The organism is Streptomyces sp. SAS_272, assembly GCF_052543235.1.
This window is the reverse complement of sequence record NZ_JBMNDR010000045.1, coordinates 1-20619: the sequence shown is the minus strand read 5'-3', so window position 1 is coordinate 20619 and position 20619 is coordinate 1. Positions and strand designations below refer to the sequence as shown.

Annotated in this window: 16 protein-coding genes and 1 pseudogene; 10 read left to right on the top strand and 7 right to left on the bottom strand. The window is 72.4% G+C overall.

The window, feature by feature from the left end; genetic code table 11:
- The 5 genes from ACN6LD_RS24220 to ACN6LD_RS24200 all read right to left on the bottom strand — a co-directional run bounded on the left by ACN6LD_RS24220 (nucleotide 1) and on the right by ACN6LD_RS24200 (nucleotide 7022).
- Nucleotides 1–1521, bottom strand: a complete 1521-nt coding sequence (locus ACN6LD_RS24220; protein ID WP_319188638.1) for a Wzz/FepE/Etk N-terminal domain-containing protein — start codon at nucleotides 1519–1521, stop codon at nucleotides 1–3.
- On the bottom strand, nucleotides 1518–2894 hold the full coding sequence (locus tag ACN6LD_RS24215) for a Wzz/FepE/Etk N-terminal domain-containing protein (RefSeq protein WP_445044250.1): 1377 nt from the start codon (nucleotides 2892–2894) through the stop codon (nucleotides 1518–1520). Before ACN6LD_RS24215 ends, ACN6LD_RS24220 begins: the two co-directional genes overlap by 4 nt.
- Nucleotides 2884–4155 (bottom strand): glycosyltransferase family 4 protein, encoded by a 1272-nt coding sequence (locus tag ACN6LD_RS24210; RefSeq protein ID WP_319188643.1) that lies wholly within the window; start codon nucleotides 4153–4155, stop codon nucleotides 2884–2886. The genes ACN6LD_RS24215 and ACN6LD_RS24210 overlap by 11 nt, the downstream gene beginning before the upstream one ends.
- A complete protein-coding gene (locus tag ACN6LD_RS24205; protein WP_445044249.1) occupies nucleotides 4145–5461 on the bottom strand; it encodes a nucleotide sugar dehydrogenase in 1317 nt (438 codons plus the stop codon). Before ACN6LD_RS24205 ends, ACN6LD_RS24210 begins: the two co-directional genes overlap by 11 nt.
- A gap of 82 nt (nucleotides 5462–5543) precedes the next feature.
- Entirely contained in the window at nucleotides 5544–7022 is a 1479-nt protein-coding gene (locus tag ACN6LD_RS24200; protein WP_445044248.1) for a sugar transferase, read from the bottom strand.
- A gap of 1073 nt (nucleotides 7023–8095) precedes the next feature.
- On the opposite strand from ACN6LD_RS24200, the gene ACN6LD_RS24195 reads away from it, so the two are divergent.
- Complete coding sequence (locus ACN6LD_RS24195) at nucleotides 8096–8815, top strand: hypothetical protein (RefSeq protein WP_445044247.1); 720 nt, start codon at nucleotides 8096–8098, stop codon at nucleotides 8813–8815.
- Between the two features lie 180 nt (nucleotides 8816–8995).
- Here the strand turns inward: ACN6LD_RS24195 and ACN6LD_RS24190 are convergent, their stop codons facing one another.
- Nucleotides 8996–9568 carry a MarR family winged helix-turn-helix transcriptional regulator gene (locus ACN6LD_RS24190; protein WP_445044246.1) on the bottom strand — a complete coding sequence of 191 codons (573 nt, stop codon included), beginning with the start codon at nucleotides 9566–9568 and terminating at the stop codon, nucleotides 8996–8998.
- A gap of 112 nt (nucleotides 9569–9680) precedes the next feature.
- On the opposite strand from ACN6LD_RS24190, the gene ACN6LD_RS24185 reads away from it, so the two are divergent.
- The 9 genes from ACN6LD_RS24185 (at nucleotide 9681) to ACN6LD_RS24145 (ending at nucleotide 20033) form a co-directional block, all read left to right on the top strand.
- On the top strand, nucleotides 9681–10196 hold the full coding sequence (locus tag ACN6LD_RS24185; RefSeq protein ID WP_319194127.1) for a YceI family protein: 516 nt from the start codon (nucleotides 9681–9683) through the stop codon (nucleotides 10194–10196).
- Between the two features lie 139 nt (nucleotides 10197–10335).
- Nucleotides 10336–10725 (top strand): cell division protein SepF, encoded by a 390-nt coding sequence (locus tag ACN6LD_RS24180; protein ID WP_057575626.1) that lies wholly within the window; start codon nucleotides 10336–10338, stop codon nucleotides 10723–10725.
- Nucleotides 10726–10807: 82 nt separating this feature from the next.
- Nucleotides 10808–12205 (top strand): ATP-binding protein, encoded by a 1398-nt coding sequence (locus tag ACN6LD_RS24175; RefSeq protein ID WP_445044245.1) that lies wholly within the window; start codon nucleotides 10808–10810, stop codon nucleotides 12203–12205.
- Nucleotides 12202–12531, top strand: coding sequence for a nucleotide pyrophosphohydrolase (locus tag ACN6LD_RS24170; protein WP_319194129.1), 330 nt, complete (start codon nucleotides 12202–12204; stop codon nucleotides 12529–12531). Before ACN6LD_RS24175 ends, ACN6LD_RS24170 begins: the two co-directional genes overlap by 4 nt.
- A gap of 340 nt (nucleotides 12532–12871) precedes the next feature.
- Nucleotides 12872–13351 carry a DUF6099 family protein gene (locus ACN6LD_RS24165; protein ID WP_319194130.1) on the top strand — a complete coding sequence of 160 codons (480 nt, stop codon included), beginning with the start codon at nucleotides 12872–12874 and terminating at the stop codon, nucleotides 13349–13351.
- Nucleotides 13352–13479: 128 nt separating this feature from the next.
- Nucleotides 13480–14403, top strand: a complete 924-nt coding sequence (locus ACN6LD_RS24160; RefSeq protein WP_319194131.1) for an LLM class F420-dependent oxidoreductase — start codon at nucleotides 13480–13482, stop codon at nucleotides 14401–14403.
- A gap of 135 nt (nucleotides 14404–14538) precedes the next feature.
- Nucleotides 14539–15540: a DUF4232 domain-containing protein gene (locus ACN6LD_RS24155; RefSeq protein WP_445044244.1), complete on the top strand. Its 1002-nt coding sequence runs from the start codon at nucleotides 14539–14541 to the stop codon at nucleotides 15538–15540.
- Between the two features lie 414 nt (nucleotides 15541–15954).
- A complete protein-coding gene (locus ACN6LD_RS24150) occupies nucleotides 15955–17466 on the top strand; it encodes a 3' terminal RNA ribose 2'-O-methyltransferase Hen1 (protein WP_445044243.1) in 1512 nt (503 codons plus the stop codon).
- Nucleotides 17463–20033 (top strand): polynucleotide kinase-phosphatase, encoded by a 2571-nt coding sequence (locus ACN6LD_RS24145; RefSeq protein ID WP_445044242.1) that lies wholly within the window; start codon nucleotides 17463–17465, stop codon nucleotides 20031–20033. Before ACN6LD_RS24150 ends, ACN6LD_RS24145 begins: the two co-directional genes overlap by 4 nt.
- A 229-nt stretch (nucleotides 20034–20262) precedes the next feature.
- Here ACN6LD_RS24145 and ACN6LD_RS24140 read toward each other — a convergent pair.
- Nucleotides 20263–20619: pseudogene (locus ACN6LD_RS24140) on the bottom strand (hypothetical protein); the annotation flags it as partial.

Here is a 20619-nt window from a genome sequence, read left to right as displayed (position 1 = left end):
CTACTGAGCCTCCTGGTCGCTGTCCGGCACCCGCGCCGCCCACATCGGCTGCCGCTCCGCCCGCCGCGGGACCCTGCCCGTCTGCCGGGCCGGCCGCTCGTTCCGGTCGCGCGGCGCGGTGCGCAGTCCGTCCCACAGCGTGCCGTCGGTCCGGTCACGCGGGTCGGGGTCGATCAGCACCACACCGATCACCGGAATGTGCTGGTCGGCGAGTTGCCGGGCCACGGTGTGCAGCCATGCCGCGCTGCCGTGCCCGGCCCGCACCACGAGCACGGCCCGGGTGCCGAGGTACTGCAGATCGGTCCACGCCGTGCCGGGCGCCACCGAGCCGACGCCGATCCGGCGGCCCTGCGGCGACTCGGCCGCGGCCCGCTCGCCGGTGACCACGGCCGGGTCCCCCGGCTTCGGGCGGCGATCGGCGAGCTGTCTGCCCGGCAGACCGTCGACGACGACGACCGGCCCCTCCGCCGCCAGGGCCCCCGCGAGGTCCAGGGCGATCACGCTCGTGTTGCGCGCGCACCCCAGTTCCAGCAGCGACACCGGCTCCGCGGACCCGCGCACGGCGCGGGCCAGGGACGTGGTGAGCCGTTCGCGCGACGCCCGGACCCGGCGGCGCTGCCATCGCCCGCCCGGCCGGTGGGGCAGCTCCGCGATGACCGAGGCGCCGAGGTTCGCGGCGATCTCCCGGCGCAGCACGGGACGGTCCGCCACCACCGCGCCCACCGCCGCGAGCGCGAGCCCGAGGAACAGCCCGAGGAAGAGCCCGATCGCGGCGTCGGTGGCAGCGGTCCTCGGCAGGGAGTACCGCACCGCGTACGGGGCGTCCACGATCTGCGTGCCGGCGACGAGCCGTGGCGTGCCGATGCTCGCCTCCCCGGCGCGCTGGCTGAAATCGGTGATCTGCGAGGTGAGTTCGGCCCGGCGGGCGTAGAGGGACTCCAGGTCCGCGGACGACCCCGGGCCGCTCGCCTCGGTTCCGTCGCCGATCGTCTTGTTGACCTGCGCCAGTTGGGCCTTCAGCTGGTCACGCTGGTCGAGCAGGGCCTTGGCCTCGGCCTTCGAGGCCTCCTGTATCCGCCGCACATGGTCCGCGACGAACGCGTCGGCCAACGCCCCGGCACGGGCCACCGCCTCCGCGTCGCTGTCACCGGTCACGGTGATCTGCAGCACGTTGTTGGTCACACCGGTACCGCTGTAGTCCTGCATGAAGTCCTCGGCCTTCTCCTGGGACCGGAGGGACTTCAGGGCCTGCTCGGCGATCCGGGTGGTCTGCAGCAGCGCGACGTCGGTGCGGATCAGCGTTCCGGGGTCGTTCGGCTGGTCCTCCTCATGCGCGACCAGCACCTTGGTCACCGCGGTCGGCGGCTGCGGCAGCAGGAACGCCACCGCCGCGCCGGCGAGGAGCCCCAGCAGCGCGAGGGAGCACCAGAGGCGGCGACGCCGGCGTACCGCCGCCACCAGGTTCTGCAGATCCAGCAGCGGAGCGGCGGTCGACGACTCCGCGGTCGTACTCGTCGTCACCCTGTGACTCCTGTCGCGTCGTCCCGTTCGCCGTCGAAGCTCGTGGGCGCGGGCACGGCGGTGCGCCGCGGTCGGTCGGCCGAACGCGTCGCCCGGACCGGACCGGCGAGGACGATGCCGACGACGGCGTGCCCCGCGTCCGCACACGCCTCGGAGACGCCGGCGAGCTCCCCAGCGGTCCAGCTGCCCGCGCTGAGCACGACCAGGGCCCCCGACTCCTTCCCGCGGTCCGGCACCATCGGCCGGGACACCGGGACCGCCACCGCCCGCAGCAGCGGATCGCTCCCGGCCAGGGCGACGAGCTGCCCCGCCGCCCGGCGGGCGATCTCGTCACCCTCGGGAAAGAGGACCAGCAGCCGCTGCGGGGACGGCAGCCGGTCCCGGAGGCGCGAGCACACCCGCCGATAGCGGATCTGCCTGCTGGCCTCGTCGCCGGACAGCTGCGGGGCCGGAATGTCCCACCGGACGTCGAGGCCCAGCAGCCGGCGCAGCCACGTCCGCGGGCCACGGCCTCCCGGCCGGTGCACGGGCCGTTCGACGGGCACGTCGACGGTGCCCAGCAGCGCCGAGCCCAGCGCCGCGGCGATCTCGGACTCACCGCGCAGCCGGCGGCTCATCCGCCCGGCGGCGAGATGGCCGATGACCGCGAACAGGAAGAACAGCAGCGCTCCGCCGCCGACGAGCTGCGTCCTCGTCGGCGGCGCCTCACCGGTCGGCCGGGCGGCCGACCCCATGACGACCATGTTCTTCGCCTCGTCGTCCACCGGGTCGGCCTGCTTGATGGTGCTGATGGCCTCCCGCAGCGCGGTGCGCAGCTTCTCCAGCTCGGTACGGGTCTGCACGCTCTCGACGGTCTCTCCCGGATCGGTCGCGTCGGCCAGCTTGCTGATGCGGCGGCTGGTGTCCTCCACCGACTGCTGGAGCGCGGCGAGTTCCTCCGCCGCCCCCGGGTCGGCGGTCTCGCTCGCGATCCGGGTGGCGTAGGAGACGAACTCCTTGGCCACCTGGTCGGAGAGCCGCTGCGCACGCTCCGGCGTGTCGGCCGTGCCGGAGATCTTGATGATGTTCCCGTCGGTGGCCTTGGCGCCGACCTGATCCCGCAGGTCGCTGCCGCTCACCCCGGTCCAGCCGAGCGTGGCGGCCGCGCGGTCGACCACCACCGAACTGGTCGCCACCTCCGTCTGCGTCAGCAGCTCGCGCTCCTCCCACGTCCCCGGCAGCAGCACCGACGCCGAGGTCGTGTAGCGCGGCGGGAACAGCAGGGACGCGCCGTACCCGACGAGCGCACCCATCAGGGCGAAGACGGTGAGCAGCCGCCAGCGCCGGCGGACAATCCGCCCGATGGTGACCAGGCGTATCGTGTCATCGCTCAAAGGTGCGGCCTTCCCCTGCCGTGTCAGGGTCGCGCGCCGTCACCGCAGTCCGGTCACCGCAGGCAGCCTCGTAGGCGGCGAGCAGCGATCGCTGGGAGTTCCGCCAGGACAGCGGACCGCCGATCCGCTCCTGGCCGATCTTGCCCATCAGGGCCCGCTTCTCCGGGTCGTCCAGCAGCAGGGCGATGAGCCGGGCGAACTCGGCCTCGTCGTCGGCGGCCGCGTACACGGCGGCGTCACCGGCGGAGACCCGCGCCTCCCGGAGGTCGAACGAGACGACCGGCCGGCCCATCACCATGTACTCGAGGACCTTGTTCATGGTCGACACGTCGTTGAGCGGGTTGTTCGGATCGGGGGAGAGGCACACGTCCGCGGTGGACAGGTAGCGCACCAGATCGGCGTCCGGGATGCGCCCGGTGAACTGCACCTGCTCCGAGAGCCCGAGCCGCCCGGACAGCTCCACCATCGCGTCGAAGGTGTCGCCGCCGCCCACGAACACCGCGTGCCAGTCGCTCCGCCCGACCTCGTCGCGCAGCTTCGCAAGGGCCCGCAAGGCGTAGTCGACGCCGTCCTGCGGGCCCATCACGCCGAGATAGCACAGCAGATGAGGCTTGCCGCGCTTCAACTCCGGCTCGGGCGGCACGGGGTGGAACCGTTCGACGTCGGGCGCGCTGCGCACCACGAACACGTCCGCCGGCCGCTTGCCGCCACGCCGCACCGCGACGTCCCGGTAGCTCTCGTTCGTGGCGAGCACGACGTCGGCGGCCCGGTAGGTCCGCCGTTCCAGCGCGCACACGGCGCGGTACAGCAGGTCCTTGCCGCGGCCGAACCGGGAGAGGTACAGCTCGGGCACCAGGTCGTGCTGGTCGAAGACGAACCGCGCACCGCGCCGCTTCAGCCACAGAGCCGGCAGGAACAGCAGGTCGGGCGGGTTGCAGGCGTGCACCACGTCGACCGGCCCGACCTTGCGGGCCAGCCGGACCGTGTGCCACAACGCGGAGCCGTACTCGCGCAGATAGCCGGCCGGCCCCCCGGTGGCCGCGCGCAACGGGTAACGGTGGATCCGCACCCCGTCGATCACGGCCTCCGGCTCGGTGTCCCGCTTGCTCCCCTGCGGACAGATGACGTGCACCGTCCAGCCCGCGTCGCGCAGCGTCGTGCACTCCTGCCACACCCGCCGGTCGAACGGCACCGACAGGTTCTCCACCAGGACCAGCGCGCGCCGGCCCGGCCGGTCGCCGCTTCCCGCATCACCAGGCAAGGCCCACGTACCCCTGTTCGGCCCGGCGCACGTCGGCGTCGGGAAGGTGGACGAGATCGATGATCACCGGGGCGTCGCCGTGGGGCAGCGCCGCCAGCACGGCCGGATCCTTCGTCCCGACCAGGCACACCTCGGCGTGGTCGAGCACCTCTTCGACCGAGTCCGCGAGCAGTTGCGCGAGATGCGGCAGCCGGGTCTCGATGTACTCGCGGTTCGCGCCGAGCAGCCGGGACAGGCTCACGTTGGCGTCGTAGATCTTCAGGTCGTACCCCTTGCCGAAAAGCCGCTCCGCCAGCTCGACGAGCGGGCTCTCACGCAGGTCGTCCGTGCCGGGCTTGAAGGACAGCCCGAACAGGCCCGCCCGGCGTTTCCCGGTGCGCTCGACCAGCTCCACCGCGCGCTGCAGATGGTCGGAGTTGGACGGCAGCACATGGGACAGGATGGGCACCGAGACATCGGCCCGCTGCGCCGCGTGGACCAGGCTGCGCAGGTCCTTGGGCAGGCAGGAGCCGCCGAAGGCGAAGCCGGGCCGCAGATAGGCGGGGCTGATGTTCAGCTTGCGGTCGGCGAGGAACACGTCCATCACCTGGTGCGAGTCCACCCCGAGCGCCTGGCACACCGCGCCCAGCTCGTTCGCGAAGCCGATCTTGAGCCCGTGGAACGCGTTGTCCGCGTACTTGATCGCCTCGGCCGTCGGGACCGGCACCCGGAACACCTCGCCGGACAGACCCTCGTACAGCGCCGCCACCGCGTCGCCGCTCGCCGGGTCGAGCTCGCCGATGACGGTCTTGGGCGGGTCGAAGAAGTCCCGCACGCTCGTGCCCTCGCGCAGGAACTCCGGGTTGACCGCGACCCCCACGTCCACCCCGGCCGTGCCGCCGACGTACTTCTCCAGGATCGGCACCAGCAGGTTCAGGCAGGTGCCCGGCAGCATGGTGCTGCGGAACACCACGGTGTGCCGCCCGCCCCGCTCGGCCAGTGCCGCGCCGATCTCCTCGGTGACCCGCTCCAAGTACGTCGTGCACAGGCTGCCGTTGGGCTCCGACGGCGTGCCCACGCAGACCAGCGAGATCTCGCTGTCCATGATCGCCTCGCGGACGTCGCCGGTGGCGCGCAGCGCCCCGGTCCGCACGACGTCGGCGATGAGCTCGCCGATCCGCTCCTCGACCACCGGGGCCTTGCCGTCGTTGACCAGGTCGACCTTCACCTGGTTGACGTCGACCCCGATGACCTCGTGACCCATGCTGGCAAGGCACGCGGCCGACACGCAGCCCACGTAGCCGAGCCCGAAAACGCTGACCTTCATGACCCGTTCCTCCCCCCGCGCAGGCCCTCGCGGCCTGCGGTCCGCACGTCGGCGGGGCCGATGGCTCCCAGCCCCCCGCGCATCAGTAGGCCCCCTGGCCGTAGAGCACCGCACGCAGCGTCTTCCACAAGATCACCGTGTCCAGGGCGAGCGACCAGTCCTCCACGTACCGCAGGTCCAGCCGTACCGCCTCCTCCCACGACAGGTCACTGCGTCCGCTGATCTGCCACAGGCCGGTGAGCCCGGGCTTGACCAGCAGCCGCCGCCGGATGTCCGGGCCGTACGCGGCGGACTCCTCCGGCAGCGGAGGCCGCGGACCGACGAGCGACATCGACCCGGTGAGCACGTTGAACAGCTGCGGGAGTTCGTCGATCGAGTACCGCCGCAGCACTGCTCCCACCCGGGTCACCCGCGGATCCCGGCGGAGCTTGAACAGTGGGCCGGCGCCCTCGTTGAGGTCGGCCAGCTGGGCGCGCGCCCGGTCGGCGTCGGCGACCATGGTGCGGAACTTGAGAATGGTGAACTCGCCGCCGTCCTTGCCGACTCTGCGCTGGCGGTAGAACACCCCACCCCGGCTGTCCGCCAGCACGAGCAGCCCGACGAACACCATCAGCGGCGCGAACAGGACCACCAGGACCGCCGCGCCCATCCGGTCGACGACGCCCTTGACCGCCCGGCGCCCCCCGGTGAAGGTCGGCATGCTGACCCGCAGCAGCGGGATTCCGAGCACCGCGTCGATGTGCAGCCGCGGACCGGCCACCTCCATCAGCACGGGGGCCACGACCATCTCGGTGTCGGTGCCTTCGAGGTTCCAGGCCAGCCGCTGCAGCCGGTGCGGTGACCAGTGCGGATCCGGGGTGACGGCGACGACACGGTAACCGTCGCCGTGGACGTGCTTGGCGACGTCCGACAGCCGGCCGACCACCGGCACCCCGTCCAGCAGGTCGCCGTCGAGCCCGGGACCGTCCGTCGTGCACACCGCGTCCACCCGCCAGCCGAGGTGCGGGAACTTGCGGGTGCGGGTGATCAGGTCCTGCACGGTGGCCGGGCTGCCGGCGGCGAGCACCGGACGCAGGCACCGTCCTTCCTTGCGCTGCCGGTGCAGTGAGAGACGCAGCAGATAGCGCGCGGTCATGGTGACGAGCGCGATCGCCGGGATCGCGACGAAGATCCAGAGCTTGATGTTGCGCGAGGTGAGCGCGATCCCGCCGAGTGCCAGGACGACGGTCGCCGCGAACAGCGAGCGTCCGAGCCGGCGGAACTCCTCGGCGCCCTGGCCGAGCACGGCCGGGGCCCACGACCGGCTGACCGCGAGCGCCCCCAGCACCAGCAGCTCGGTGCCGAACGCGAGAATGCCCCATTTCTCATGCCAGTTGGCCGCGTCCCGGGCCCCGAAGAAGTTGCCGATGCCCGCCACCACGAAGGCGGTGGCCACGGTGTCGCTGATGATCACGGTGCGTCGGTACCGCTGCTCCCAGTCGATCGCGGGCCGGCTGATCGTGTCGTTCTCCAGACGCCCGCGCGCCGACGGAAACGGGCTGACTAGCTCCCCTTGCCGCACAGAACCCCCCAGGTTCCCCAGTGGTTCGACGTGTTCGCCTAACACTGATCCCTCCCCCCGGGAGGCCCCCGCCCCCCGTACTGTCCCTCCCCTCGGGAGGCCCCCGCCCCCCGTGCCGCGCCGGTCCTCCCGCGGCAGGCCCCCGCCTCCCGCGCATGACGTCCCGGTACTCCGGCACTACTCGAACACCCACCCCGGCGGCAGTGGACTCATGCGTCCTGCCCGACTCTCGAGGTGTGCGGCGACCCGTCGAATGCCTTGGACGCTCCCCGCATCCAAGGCCCTTCCGGGCCCAAGGAATTGATCACCCCCACGTCCGGTTTCGAGGACGCGCTTACCGGCCTTCCGCAGCGCCAGACCAATAGATCATTACGGTCGCCTCGTGTTCGAACGGCCGAAGCAAGGTCAATCTAGACCATGGGAAGCCGGTATGAAGAGAGGATGTGCGTAATTTGTGTTTAAGGTTTGGGGCTGATCCGTCACCCGGTGACCGCCTACGGGTTCGTTGTGGCGGACGCGCGTTGCAGCAGCTCGTCCGGCCCTTGGGCCCGGCTTGCGCGCGCGGGCGGACGGCGAGTCGCAACTGGCCTTCCGCGCAAGCCGGTTCGGTGGTGACCGCCCGGTTCGTGCACGGTGGCGTGCCGCCGCGGGCGTCCGAGGTGGCGGGCCGGCCGACCGGACACGACCACCGCATGAATTGATCATGAACGGTCCACGGTGACGTCCCCGGTGTGGGCGGAACGGTCTCGGCGGTGAGTCGTCCGGGCCGCCGGCCGACGGAGGGGGAATCCCTCTTTACCTGCGCGAGAATATGCCTGAGGCAATTCACCTCACTCTTCTCGCCCCGGTAGGGCCAGAACGTCAAGAGGGGCAACCGGCTTGCTTCGCAAGGCGGAAACCCGATGCTCGATCGGCCGGGTGGCGTGAGCGCCTCCGACGTGGACGCGACCACGCGGAACCGCATCGCACCAGCCGAACCGCACCACCCGGCAGCACGGCACCGCACCAGCAGAACCGCAGCAGCAGAACCGCACCACCCGATAGCACCACACCACATAAGGGGACGGCACAGCATGGCCAAGCAGCGCATCACCGTCTGTCTGCCGCCCGTCGGACCCGACGGGCTGAAGCAGGCGATCGGACAGGCGATGGCTCCCTTCTGGTACGACCGTGAGGACCGCCCTCATCCGGACTGGGTGGGGGAGTGGAGCTACTGGTTCGTCTCCGGGGCGGGCTGTCTCCTCGACGTGCTGCCCGGCCACGAGGACGACCCGCGGCTCGTGCGGTACGACGACTGGACCGAACCCCCTGACGACCTGCCGCCCTCGCGCTGTCACGGCGGTCCGCGCGGCATCCTCGACCTCGGCGCGGCTCGCGCGGCCGAGGCCCGCAGGGCGGCCGGAGACTGGACGGCGTACCGCGCGTTCGCCGACCGCCACCCGCCGGCGCTGCCTTTCCATCACTTCGAGGAGCGGGCCAGGGCCGCCCTCGAACCCGAACAGGTCCAGGAGGCGGCCGTGGCGGCCTTCTGTCGACAGCCCTTGATCCAGGCGATCAGGGCCGACCCCGCTCTGGAGGAGCGCTTCGCCTCGGACCCCGTCCTCCGCTTCGACGAGGACCTGGAGACGTACGTCGCCCGTCATGCGGTCGCCGTCTTGCTGACTCCGGCCCTGCTCACCCTCGACGGGCGGTGGGTGGAGGGCGGCGGCCCCGACTATGCGCGAGTGTTCAACGCCTGCCTGGACGGCCTGCCCGCCGACTCGATGGTCGTACGGGTGCTCTACCACTCGTGAGGGGGCTCAGCGCGGAGAAGCGGCACGAAGGGCGAGGTGAGCGGCGGCAGGACGCCGGAGTGACGGCGAGCGGCGGCAGGCGAGGCGTGGCAGGGCGAGGGGAGCTACGGCGACGGGAGTGGCGGCGAGCGGCGGCAGGCGAGGCGCGGCAGCGCGCCGGGAGTGACGGCGCCCGGGCCGTCAGTCGGAGGCCGCCGGTTCGAGATCCGCGCCCGCCCGGGCGTCGGACCCGGCGCTCGCCGCGGCCTGGGCTTCGGCCCTGGCCGCGACGTCGGGCAGCAGACCGCTCAGGGCGGCGCACTGCTCGGGACCCATGACGTGGTCCAGTGCCGCGGTGACCGTCCCGGCGAGTGCCCCGGACGCTTCCCGCAGCAGCCGGCGGGCCTTGTCGGTGAGGGCGACCTCCACCCCGCGCTTGTCGCCGCAGACCGACTGGCGGGTGACGAGACCGGCGTGCTGCAGACAGGCGATCTGGTACGTCAGCCGGGTCTTGGGGCGTCCGAGCAGCTCGGCGATACGGGTCATGCGCAGGCCCTGCCCGGGCTCCTCTGCCAGCAGACACAGGACCAGGAACTCGTCGTGCGAGACGTCCAGCCGGTCCTTGACCACGGATCGCAGTCGTTGCTCCACCGCTCCCGTCGCCGCCAGCAGCAGCATCCACCCGCGCAGCTCGGGCGGCAGCAGGCCGTTGCCGGAGCCCTGCGCGGACGGGCAGGCGGGCAGGTCGGCGGGGTGCTCAGCGGGGTCTGCCATGGTTCCCAGTGTATCTGTAGTCCAAATTTGCACGACTCTATTGTTCAGATTTGGATTACCGGATAGCGTGCTCCTCACATCATCCAAATTTGGACCACCAGGGAGTACCGCCATGACCGTCGCCGTGGAAACCGGACTGTGGCAGCTCGACGCGGGCGCCTCCGCCGTCGCCCTCAAGCACCGGACGATGTGGGGCCTGGTCACCGTCAAGGGCGTGTTCACCGCCGTCGACGGCGGTGGCGAGGTGGCGGCCGACGGCACCGCCACCGGCGTCCTCACCCTCCAGGCGGCGTCCCTCGACACGAAGAACGCCAAGCGCGACGCCCATCTGCGCGGCGCGGACTTCTTCGACGCCGACAACCACCCCGAGATCACCTTCACGGTGCGCTCCGCCGAACTCGGCGCCGACGGGACGGTCGAGGTGGCCGGTCAGCTCACCGTGCGCGGCATCAGCCGGCCCCGGTCCCTCACCGCCCGAGTGAGCGGAGCGGACTCCGACGCCGTCACCCTGGAGACGGAGTTCGCGGTGGACCGCGGCGAGTTCGGCCTGGGCTGGAACCAGCTGGGCATGATCCGCGGAACGGCCGCCGTCACCGCCACCCTCCGCTTCACCCGCAAGCCGGCCTGACGAGGTTCGGACCCCGACGGGCGGCCTCCGTGCGGGACCGGTGAGATGGCGGTCCGTGTCGCTGTTGGGCCGAACGGGTGACTTGGCGTAAGAATTGACTGGTGCATGCATTGAAGGCGAGTCAGTTCTGGGGGTACCGGTGAACCGTTACGACGTCACCGACGAACAGTGGGAAGGGCTCGCTCAGGTCGTTCCGTTGCGCGGCCGGGACGCGTGGCCCTCGGCGGTGGACCACCGCTCGCTCCCGGACGCCGAGACGGAGACCCGGCGCCGCTTCGTCGTCCTGAGGGTCAACGTCTTCGCGGACGCCCGCGAGGTCGCCGAGACACTGATGGCGGGCATCCCGGTGCTGCTCGACCTGACCGGGGCGGAGACCGACACCGCCAAACGGGTGCTGGACTTCTCCACCGGCGTCGTCTTCGGCCTGGCCAGCGGTATGCACCGGGTCGACCGCAACGTCTTCCTGCTCACCCCGCCGGGCACCGAGGTCGGCGGAATCATGGAAGGGGCGGGCGCACCGGGGGTCTGAGGGCGCGGGGCACGTCGCTCGATGGTGGGAAGCTTGTCGGGGCGTAACGGTTCGGCTGGCAGCGGAGTCCTACCGTCCGGACATGCCCTCGTCGCTTTCCTCCTCCGCCTCCCTGCCGCCCACCGCCGCGCCTTCGCATGCCGCGCCCGACGGAGCGCCGACCGCGGACACGCCCCCCACAGTGCCCGCACAGGCACATGCACATGCGCATGCGCAGCTGGAGGCACAGGCGCACTGCGGGGCGGAGCAGCATGCTGCGCCTCGTGGCGGCGGCGTGCGGACGGCGTCCGTCGGCGGCCTCGTACCTCCGCGCGCCCGTCCGGCGTCCGAGCCCGCCGACACCGCGTCCGCACCCGCGCGGTACCCGCGGTCCTGCGTCACCGAGTTGCGGCTCTCCGCTTTCGCGGGGCACCGGCGCGCGCGGTTCCTGCTGGGGGCCGTCACTCTGTTCACCGGGGCCAGCGGCAGCGGCAAGAGCACGGCGCTGCGGGCGTACGAGGCGCTGGCGCGGCTCGGGGGAGGGGCCCGGCTGGCCGAGGTGTTCGCCGATCCGGTCGCGTGCGTGCCGCAGGGGGCGCGGCCCGACGCGCAGCGCCGCCGCGGGTTCCGCATCGGCTGCACGGCAGACGGCCCCGCGGGGCCGGTCCGGCTCGACGTCGCCGTGCAGGCCGAGCCGGAGCTGCGCATCGTGGGCGAGCGGCTGAGCGCGGGCGGCGTCGTACTGCTGGAGACGGCGCTGCGCGACCCCGGACGGCGCACGGTGCAGGCCGCCTGGCACACCGGCGGCTGCGCGCCGGTGACGCGCGCCCCGCTGCCCGACGACCGGCTCGGCACCGCGCTGCTGCCGCTGCGCGTGGCGGGCAAGACCGAAGGCCAGCGGCAGGTGCTGGCCGCCGCCGAGCAGATGGTGGTCGCCCTGAGGTCGGTCTTCGCCTGCGACCCGCAGCCCGACTGGATGGGCGTCCCCGTCCCCACCGGCACCGGCCGCCTGCTGACCGGCTGCGACAACCTCGCCGACGTCCTGTGGCGCACCCGCGAAGAGTGCGGACGGCGGCACGCGGCGCTGGTGGCCGCACTGTCCGCCGGATCCACCGGACCCGCGGGGCCGGTGGTGGACCTGCGCGCCGAACCGCTCACCGACGGCACGGTCCGCGCGGTGCTCGACCGCGCCGGCGGGGGCACGGAACTCGCCCGGCTGGGATACGGCGAACTGCGCTACCTCGCCCTCGCCCTGGTGCTGCTCACCGGGCCGGGCGTCCTCGACGTGGACCCGGCCGGCGAGGTTCCGGCCGCGATGCAGACCCTCACCCTGCTCGCCGACGGCCTGGACCGCGGCCTCGACGTCCGGCAGCGCGCCGAACTGCTGCGCCTGGCGGTGCGGATGGCCGAACGCGGGCACATCCGCTGCGTCGGCGCGGTCAGCGACGGCTCCTGGGCCGCCCGTACGGACGGGGTGACGGTGGTAGACCTGGGTCCGTGACAGAACGACACCTGGATGTGGCGAAACTGCAGCGCAGACTGGCCGAGTTCGCGGCCGTGCGGAACTGGCAGCCCTTCCACACGCCCAAGAACCTCGTCTCCGCGCTCAGCGTGGAGGCGTCCGAACTCGTCGAGATCTTCCAGTGGCTGACGCCGGAGGAGTCGGCCCGCGTGATGGACGACCCGGACACCGCCCACCGGGTGACGGACGAGGTCGCCGACGTGCTCGCGTATCTGCTGCAGCTGTGCGAGGTGCTCGGCATCGACCCGCTGGCGGCGCTGGACGCGAAGATCGACCGCAACGAGCGCCGGTTTCCCGCTCCCTAGTGCCGCGACCGGACCCTGGGGCCTGCCTTGACTGACCGGACCCTGGTGCCTTGCCCGGAGCCTGGCGCCGTGACCGGAGCCCGGTGGCGTGCCCGGAGAGGTCTGGCGAGCCGGTGGACCTTTCCGGACTCGGCACCGGCGACGCTCCTCAGCACCGCCGTCGGAGCCGCCGCGTCCGTTTTCACTCTCCGCAGTCGACCGGCGGACCGAAATCGATTTGTTGTCCACAGATTTCCGTCATCCTCTGGCTTTTCGCCCCTCACGCCCTCACTCTGGGTAGTGGAAAAGGGTGTTCGGGCGGACGTGCGAACCAGCACGTCGGGGACAGACGGGGCGGCGTATGGACGCGGTGCGGCTCATCCTGACGAGCAGACGTGAACTGGCGGGCAGCGGCGAAGGCGTGGAGATCCTCACGCAGGTGTGGCAGGCGCAGGCACTGGCGCAGGCGATCGGCAGTCGCCTCGCCGTGTCGGGTCCGCCCGAACTGCGCGGCGAGGCGCTGGGCCTGACCGAACTGGCCGGCCGGGGCTGCGGCGTGCTGGGGGCCCCGGACCTGGATCCGGGCGATCTGCTCGCCGCCCGACTGACCGAACTTGAGGACGCCCGCCAGGCGCTGCTCGATCTGGCCGGCCTGCTCGGCGAGGTCGGCATCGCCCTGGTGGGCCTTGCCAGCTCGGCGGACGACCAGGGCACGTACTGGAAGTGCATGGAGGCCATCGACGCGGCGGACGAGTCCAGGGACCGGGTCCTGGAGATGCTGCGCAAGCTGACGGCGCGCGAGGAACGCGAGGAGCGGGAGGCCGCCTTACCGGAACGGTGAGCGCCCGGTCGCAACGGTGAGCATCCAGTCGCAACGGTGAGCACCGGGACGCAACGGTGAGCGACCTGCCGGAAGGTGAGCGCCTAGCCAGAGTGATGGACGGGCCGGCCGGCGTGCAGGATGGAGACATGGATCTTCGCATCTTCACCGAGCCCCAGCAGGGGGCGACCTACGACACCCTCCTCGCCGTGGCGAAAGCCACCGAGGACCTCGGGTTCGACGCCTTCTTCCGGTCCGATCACTATCTGAAGATGGGCGACGTGAGCGGTCTGCCGGGCCCCACGGACGCCTGGATCACCCTCGCCGGTCTCGCCCGGGAGACGAAGCGCATCCGCCTCGGCACCCTGATGACCGCCGGCACCTTCCGGTTGCCCGGCGTGCTCGCCATCCAGGTCGCACAGGTGGACCAGATGTCCGGTGGGCGCGTCGAACTGGGCCTGGGCGCAGGCTGGTTCGAGGAGGAGCACACGGCGTACGGCATCCCCTTCCCGAAGGAGAAGATCGGCCGGCTGGAGGAGCAGCTGGAGATCGTCACGGGCCTGTGGGCCACCGAGCCCGGCAAGACCTTCGACTTCCACGGCACGTACTACGAGCTCGCCCGTTCGCCCGCGCTGCCCAAGCCGGCGCAGGCGAAGGTCCCCGTGCTGATCGGCGGCAACGGCGCGACCCGCACCCCGCGGCTCGCCGCCCGGTTCGCCGACGAGTTCAACATGCCGTTCGGCACCGTCGAGGACAGCGCGCGGCAGTTCGGCCGGGTGCGGGCGGCCGCCGAGGAGATCGGGCGCGACGCGGACACGATCACCCTGTCCAACGCCCTCGTCGTCTGCGTCGGCAGGGACGAACAGGAGATCGCCCGGCGGGCCGCCGCGATCGGCCGTGAGGTCGACGAGCTCCGCGCCAACGGGCTGGCCGGCTCCCCGGCCGAGGTCGTCGACAAGATCGGCCGCTTCGCCGAGGAGGGCTCCCGGCGGATGTACCTCCAGGTCCTGGACCTGCACGACCTGGACCACCTGGAGCTGATCTCCGCGCAGGTGCAGACGCAACTGCCGTAGGACGCGGGAGGGGGCGGGCTCGGCGGCGCGTCCGAGCACCGGGAGGGTGTTCCGCCGGTGATCTGTGACATGGCTGTGACCGGAGGAGTGGCTTCCGTCACGGTCGGCCGGGCGGGCCCCTGATGGGGTGGCGGGATGCGCAGACCTGCCCTCCTCCTTCCGGCCGTGGCCGCCGTGCTGCTTCTCACGGCGTGCGGCTCGGAACACTCCGGCACGCAGGACGGCGGCACGCAGGACGGCGGTTTCGGCGCGGGTGGTTCGGCGTCGCCGTCCCCCGTCGACCGGCCGGCGGTCGACGGGGTGCGGATCACCTCCGTGACCATCCCCTCCGCGTCCGCGTCCGCGTCCCGGTCTGCTTCCCCCTCCCCTTCGCCCAACGAGTCCGCAGGAGGCGTCCGGGCCGAGCGGCTGCCCGGCGGGCTCCCCGCCGACTCGGGCGTCTCGGCGGCCTACGAGGTGGTCAACTCCACGGCCGACGCGCTGACGTACACCGTTCTCTTCGACTTCACGACGAGCACGGGCGGGGTCATGAGCAACCAGAAGGTGACCGTGCGCTCGGTCGGGGCCGGCCGTACGGTCACCGGGACCGTGCGGCTGGGGACGCTCGTACCGGGAGCTTCCAGGGTGACGACGGTGAAGGTCGCCGAGGTGACCAGGGTCCCCGCGGACGAGGCGCCGTCCGAACCGGGAGTCTGCCCGCCCTCCGGGATCCGGGTCACCGCCGACGACGGTGACTCCGCCATGGGGCTGCGGGTCGTGGGACTGCTCCTGGAGAACTGCGGAACCAAGGACCGCACCCTCGACGGCTACCCGCGACTGAGCCTGCTGGACGACGATCTCCAGCCGGTCCGGGGTGTCGAGGTGATGAAGGGCAGCGGCGGCATCGCCACCGTCGCCGGATTCGACGACCCGCCCCGGGCCGTGACCCTGAAGCCCGGCGAGCGGGCGAGCGCCGGGCTGATGTGGCGCAACACCACCGGATTCGGCGACGCCGTGGACGTCCCGTACGTCAGAGTGCGCGCCACGGCCGGAGCCGCGCCGGTGACGGTCACCCCTCACCTGGACCTCGGCACCACGGGGAAGCTGGGAGTCAGTCCGTGGCGGAGGGCGGGGGAGCGGACCGGAATCGGCTCGTAGGCCGGGGCCACGCGTTCCTGTCCCGTCATCCGCTCCCGTCATCCGCTTCCGTCATCCGGTCCTCTCATCCGCCCGACCGCCCGCCCCTTCTCTGCCCGGCCGCCCGCCTTCTCGCCGTCGGCCCGCCCGCCTCTCCGCCGCCCGCCCGCCCGCCTCTCCGCCGCGCCCGTCCGTGCCGCCGTCGGCCGTCGGCCGTCGGCCGTCCGCACCGATCCGCACCGGCTCGGGCCGTCCGCGCCGTCCCCCACGGCTGACCGGGGCAGACCAGGCCTGACCGGGGCTGACCAGGGCCGACGGTTCCCGGGCGGACCGAAATTCCCGCGTGCCGGCGAAGGGATGTCGCTAGGTTGGAGGGCGCGAGAGCACGCGACAAGCGCGCCCGCACCCCATCCGCACTCTTCCGAGGCGCCCACCGTGTTCCTGACGATCAGCACCACCGGCACCCCCGAACGCCCCGCCACCGACCTGGGCTTCCTGCTGCACAAGCACCCCGGGAAGACGCAGGCGTTCTCGACCTCCTACGGCACGGCCCATGTCTTCTATCCACAGGCCGATGCCGAGCGCTGCACCGCGGCGCTGCTGCTGGAGGTCGACGCCGTGGCACTGGTCCGGCGCGGCAAGGGCGAGGGCCGCGGCGGCGCCCCCGACGCGGCCCTCGCCCAGTACGTCAACGACCGCCCCTACGCGGCCTCCTCGCTGCTCGCGGTGGCGCTCAGCGGCGTGTTCTCCAGCGCGATGCGCGGCGTCTGCGCAGGGAAGCCCGAACTGCCCGCACAGGCAAGGCAGTTGCGCGTCGAGGTGCCCGCGCTGCCGGCCCGCGGCGGCCCTGGTCTGGTCCGTGCCCTGTTCGAGCCGCTCGGCTGGACGGTGAGCGCCGAACCGGTCGCCCTCGACACGGAGTTCCCGCAGTGGGGCGACTCCCGGTACGTGAGCCTGCTCCTGGAGTCGGAGACGCTCACCCTCGCCGAGGCCCTGCGGCACCTGTACGTCCTGCTGCCCGTCCTCGACGACGCCAAGCACTACTGGGTCTCCTCCGACGAGGTCGACAAACTGCTGCGCGCCGGCGAGGGCTGGCTGCCCGCTCACCCCGAGCAGAAACTGATCACCAGCCGGTACCTGTCCCGCCGCTGGTCGCTGACCCGGCAGGCGATGGAGCGACTGGAACTGGTCCGGCTCGCCGAGGCCGACGACAGCGAGGTCGAGGAGATCGACAACGCGGTCGAGGCGGAGGCCGAGACGCAGGACAGGCCGACCCCGCTGGCCGTGCAGCGCCGCGACGCGATCGTCGCCGCGCTCACCGAGGCGGGCGCCGCCCGGGTCCTCGACCTCGGCTGCGGCCAGGGCCAGCTGGTCCAGGCGCTGCTCAAGGACCCGCGGTTCACCGAGATCGTCGGCGTCGACGTGTCGATGCGCGCGCTCACCATCGCCTCCCGTCGGCTGAAAATCGACCGCATGGGGGAGCGTCAGGCCTCGCGCGTGCGGCTCCTGCAGGGCTCCCTCGCGTACACCGACGCCCGCCTCAAGGGCTACGACGCCGCCGTCCTCAGCGAGGTGATCGAACACCTCGACCTGCCCCGGCTGCCGGCCCTGGAGTACGCGGTGTTCGGCTCGGCCCGCCCGCGCACGGTCCTCGTGACCACCCCGAACGTCGAGTACAACGTGCGCTGGGAGAGCCTGCCGGCCGGTCACGTCCGGCACGGCGACCACCGCTTCGAGTGGACCCGCGAGGAGTTCCGCGGCTGGGCGGCCCGGGTCGCCGAGCGTCACGGATACGACGTCCGGTTCACCCCGGTCGGACCGGACGACCCGGAGGTCGGCCCGCCCACCCAGATGGCCGTGTTCGAGATGAGCACCGCGACCGCAACCGCGACCGCAACCGCCGGCGCCACCGCAGGCACCGAGAAGAAGGAGGCGAAGGCAGCATGACCGACACCGGGATTCCCCCGAAGCAGGGCCGCGCACTGCCAGTCACCGACCTCTCCCTCGTCGTGCTCGTCGGCGCGTCCGGGTCCGGCAAGACCACCTTCGCACGCCGCCACTTCAAGCCCACCGAGATCATCTCCTCCGACTTCTGCCGCGGTCTCGTCTCCGACGACGAGAACGACCAGAGCGCCACCCGGGACGCCTTCGACGTCCTGCACTACATCGCCGGAAAACGGCTCGCGGCCGGCCGTCGCACGGTCGTCGACGCCACCAGCGTGCAGCCCGAGGCCCGACGTCAACTCGTCGACCTGGCACGCCAGTACGACGTGCTGCCCATCGCCGTCGTGCTGGACGTGCCGGAGGAGGTGTGCGCCGAACGCAACGCCGTCCGCACCGACCGCGCCGACCTGCCGCGCCGCGTCGTCCAGCGCCACATCCGTGAACTCCGGCGCTCCCTGCGGGGCCTGGAACGCGAAGGCTTCCGCAAGGTGCACATCCTGCGGGGCGTCGAGGACGTCGAGAACGCCACCGTCGTCACCGAGAAGCGCTTCAACGATCTGACCCACCTCACCGGGCCCTTCGACATCATCGGCGACATCCACGGCTGCGCTGCCGAACTCGAGTCGCTGCTGGGCAAGCTGGGTTACACCGACGGCGTCCACCCGGAGGGCCGGCAGGCCGTGTTCGTCGGCGACCTCGTCGACCGGGGCCCGGACAGCCCGGCCGTGCTGCGCCGCGTGATGTCCATGGTCAAGTCGGGCAACGCCCTGTGCGTCCCCGGCAACCACGAGAACAAGTACGGCCGGTTCCTCAAGGGCCGCAACGTCCAGCACACCCACGGACTCGCCGAGACCATCGAGCAGATGGAGGGCGAGAGCGACGAGTTCCGTGCCGAGGTGAGGCAGTTCATCGACGAACTGGTCAGCCACTACGTCCTCGACGGCGGCCGACTGGTGGTCTGCCACGCGGGTCTGCCGGAGAAGTACCACGGCCGCACCTCCGGCCGCGTCCGCTCGCACGCGCTCTACGGCGAGACCACCGGCGAGACCGACGAGTTCGGCCTGCCGGTGCGCTACCCGTGGGCCGAGGACTACCGGGGTCGCGCAGCCGTGGTGTACGGACACACGCCCGTGCCCGAGGCCACCTGGCTGAACAACACCATCTGCCTGGACACCGGCGCCGTCTTCGGCGGCAAGCTGACCGCGCTGCGCTGGCCGGAGCGTGAGCTCGTCGACGTCCCGGCGGAGCAGGTCTGGTACGAGCCGGTGAAACCGCTGCGGTCCGAGGCTCCGGGCGGCCACGACGGCCGCCCGCTGGACCTGGCGGACGTCCACGGCCGACGCATCGTCGAAACCCGTTACGACGGCCAGCGCCGCATCTCGATCCGGGAGGAGAACGCCGCCGCGGCCCTCGAGGTCATGAGCCGGTTCGCCGTCGACCCGCGCCTGCTGCCCTACCTCCCGCCGACCATGGCCCCGACCGCCACCAGCCGGGTGGACGGCTACCTGGAGCACCCGGCGGAGGCGTTCGCGCAGTACGCACGCGACGGCGTCGCACGGGTCGTGTGCGAGGAGAAGCACATGGGCTCGCGCGCGGTGGCCCTGGTCTGCCGGGACGCGGAAACGGCCCGCAAGCGTTTCGGAACCGCCGGCGGCGACCGAGGCCCGACCGGATCCCTCTACACCCGCACCGGCCGCCCGTTCTTCGACGACGCGCAGACCACCGAGGAGATCCTCGGCCGGATACGCGCGGCGGTGGACCAGGCCGGCCTCTGGACCGAGCTGGACACCGACTGGCTCCTGCTGGACGCCGAGCTGATGCCGTGGTCGCTGAAAGCGTCGGGTCTGCTGCGCTCGCAGTACGCGGCCGTGGGCGCCGCGTCCGGCGCGGTCTTCCCGGGTGCGCTCGCCGCGCTGGACGGCGCTGCGGCCAGGGGAGTCGACGTCGCGGACCTCCTCGCCCGCCAGCGTGAACGCGCCTCGGACGCGGCGGCGTTCACCGAGGCCTACCGACGCTACTGCTGGACGACGGACGGTCTGGACGGCGTGCGTCTCGCCCCGTTCCAGATCCTCGCCGTCCAGGGCCGCAGCCTCACCGACCTGCCGCACGACGAACAGCTGTCGCTCCTCGACCGGTTGGTGGAGCACGACACCACGGGCCTGCTCCGGACCACCCGCCGCCTGTACGTCGACACGGCCGACCCCGAGTCGGTCCGGGCGGGCGTCGACTGGTGGCTGGAGATGACGGGACGCGGGGGCGAGGGCATGGTCGTCAAACCGCTGGGCGCGCTGTGCCGGGACGAGGAGGGCCGCCTGGTCCAGCCCGGCATCAAGTGCCGGGGACGCGAGTACCTCCGGATCATCTACGGGCCGGAGTACACCCGCCCCGACAACCTCGCCCGCCTGCGCGGCCGCTTCCTCAACCACAAACGGTCGCTGGCGATCCGCGAATACGCCCTCGGCCTGGAGTCCCTGGCCCGGCTGGCAGAGGGCGAGCCCCTGTGGCGCGTCCACGAGGCGGTGTTCGGAGTCCTCGCCCTGGAATCGGAACCGGTGGACCCCCGGCTGTGAAGTCGCGGCCGACGACCCCCGCGTCCGGCCCCGACGGCCTCGTGCCCGTCCGGCGACGTATCGCGCGCAGCGCGGTGGCGGCGTCGGGCGGGCCCCGGGCCTTCCCCCCCGCCCGTGCGAGCTGCGCGGGCGGGCGCCCGGCGGGCAGCGGGGACCTGAGCGACGCGGGGCCCGCAGCGGCCGGTGAAGTGACGGGGGCCCGCAGCGGCCGGTGAAAGGCCGGCGCCGCTCACCCCGCCAGCCGCAGCCGCTCCCCGCACACCCCCACGCGCACCCGCTGCCCCCACGTCAGTTCCAGCGCATCGCTCTCGATGCCGTCGCCGAAGGCGATGAGGCGCTCCGACTCGACCGTCAGCGTCAGCCGGCCGCCGGCCGCGAGCTCCCCCGCGACCAGGGACGTTCCGGTCGCCGGGGACGGCCAGGCCTCCCGGACGAACCACACCAGCCGGTCCTCCGTCGGCCCCGGCAGCCGCAGGCGACCCTCGCTGCCGGCCCCGCCCCGCTCCTGCCACACCGACCGGAGCCAGCCGGTCGCCCCCGTGCCCGTGCCCACCAGCACCCCGGAGGAGGCCTGGGCCTCGACGAC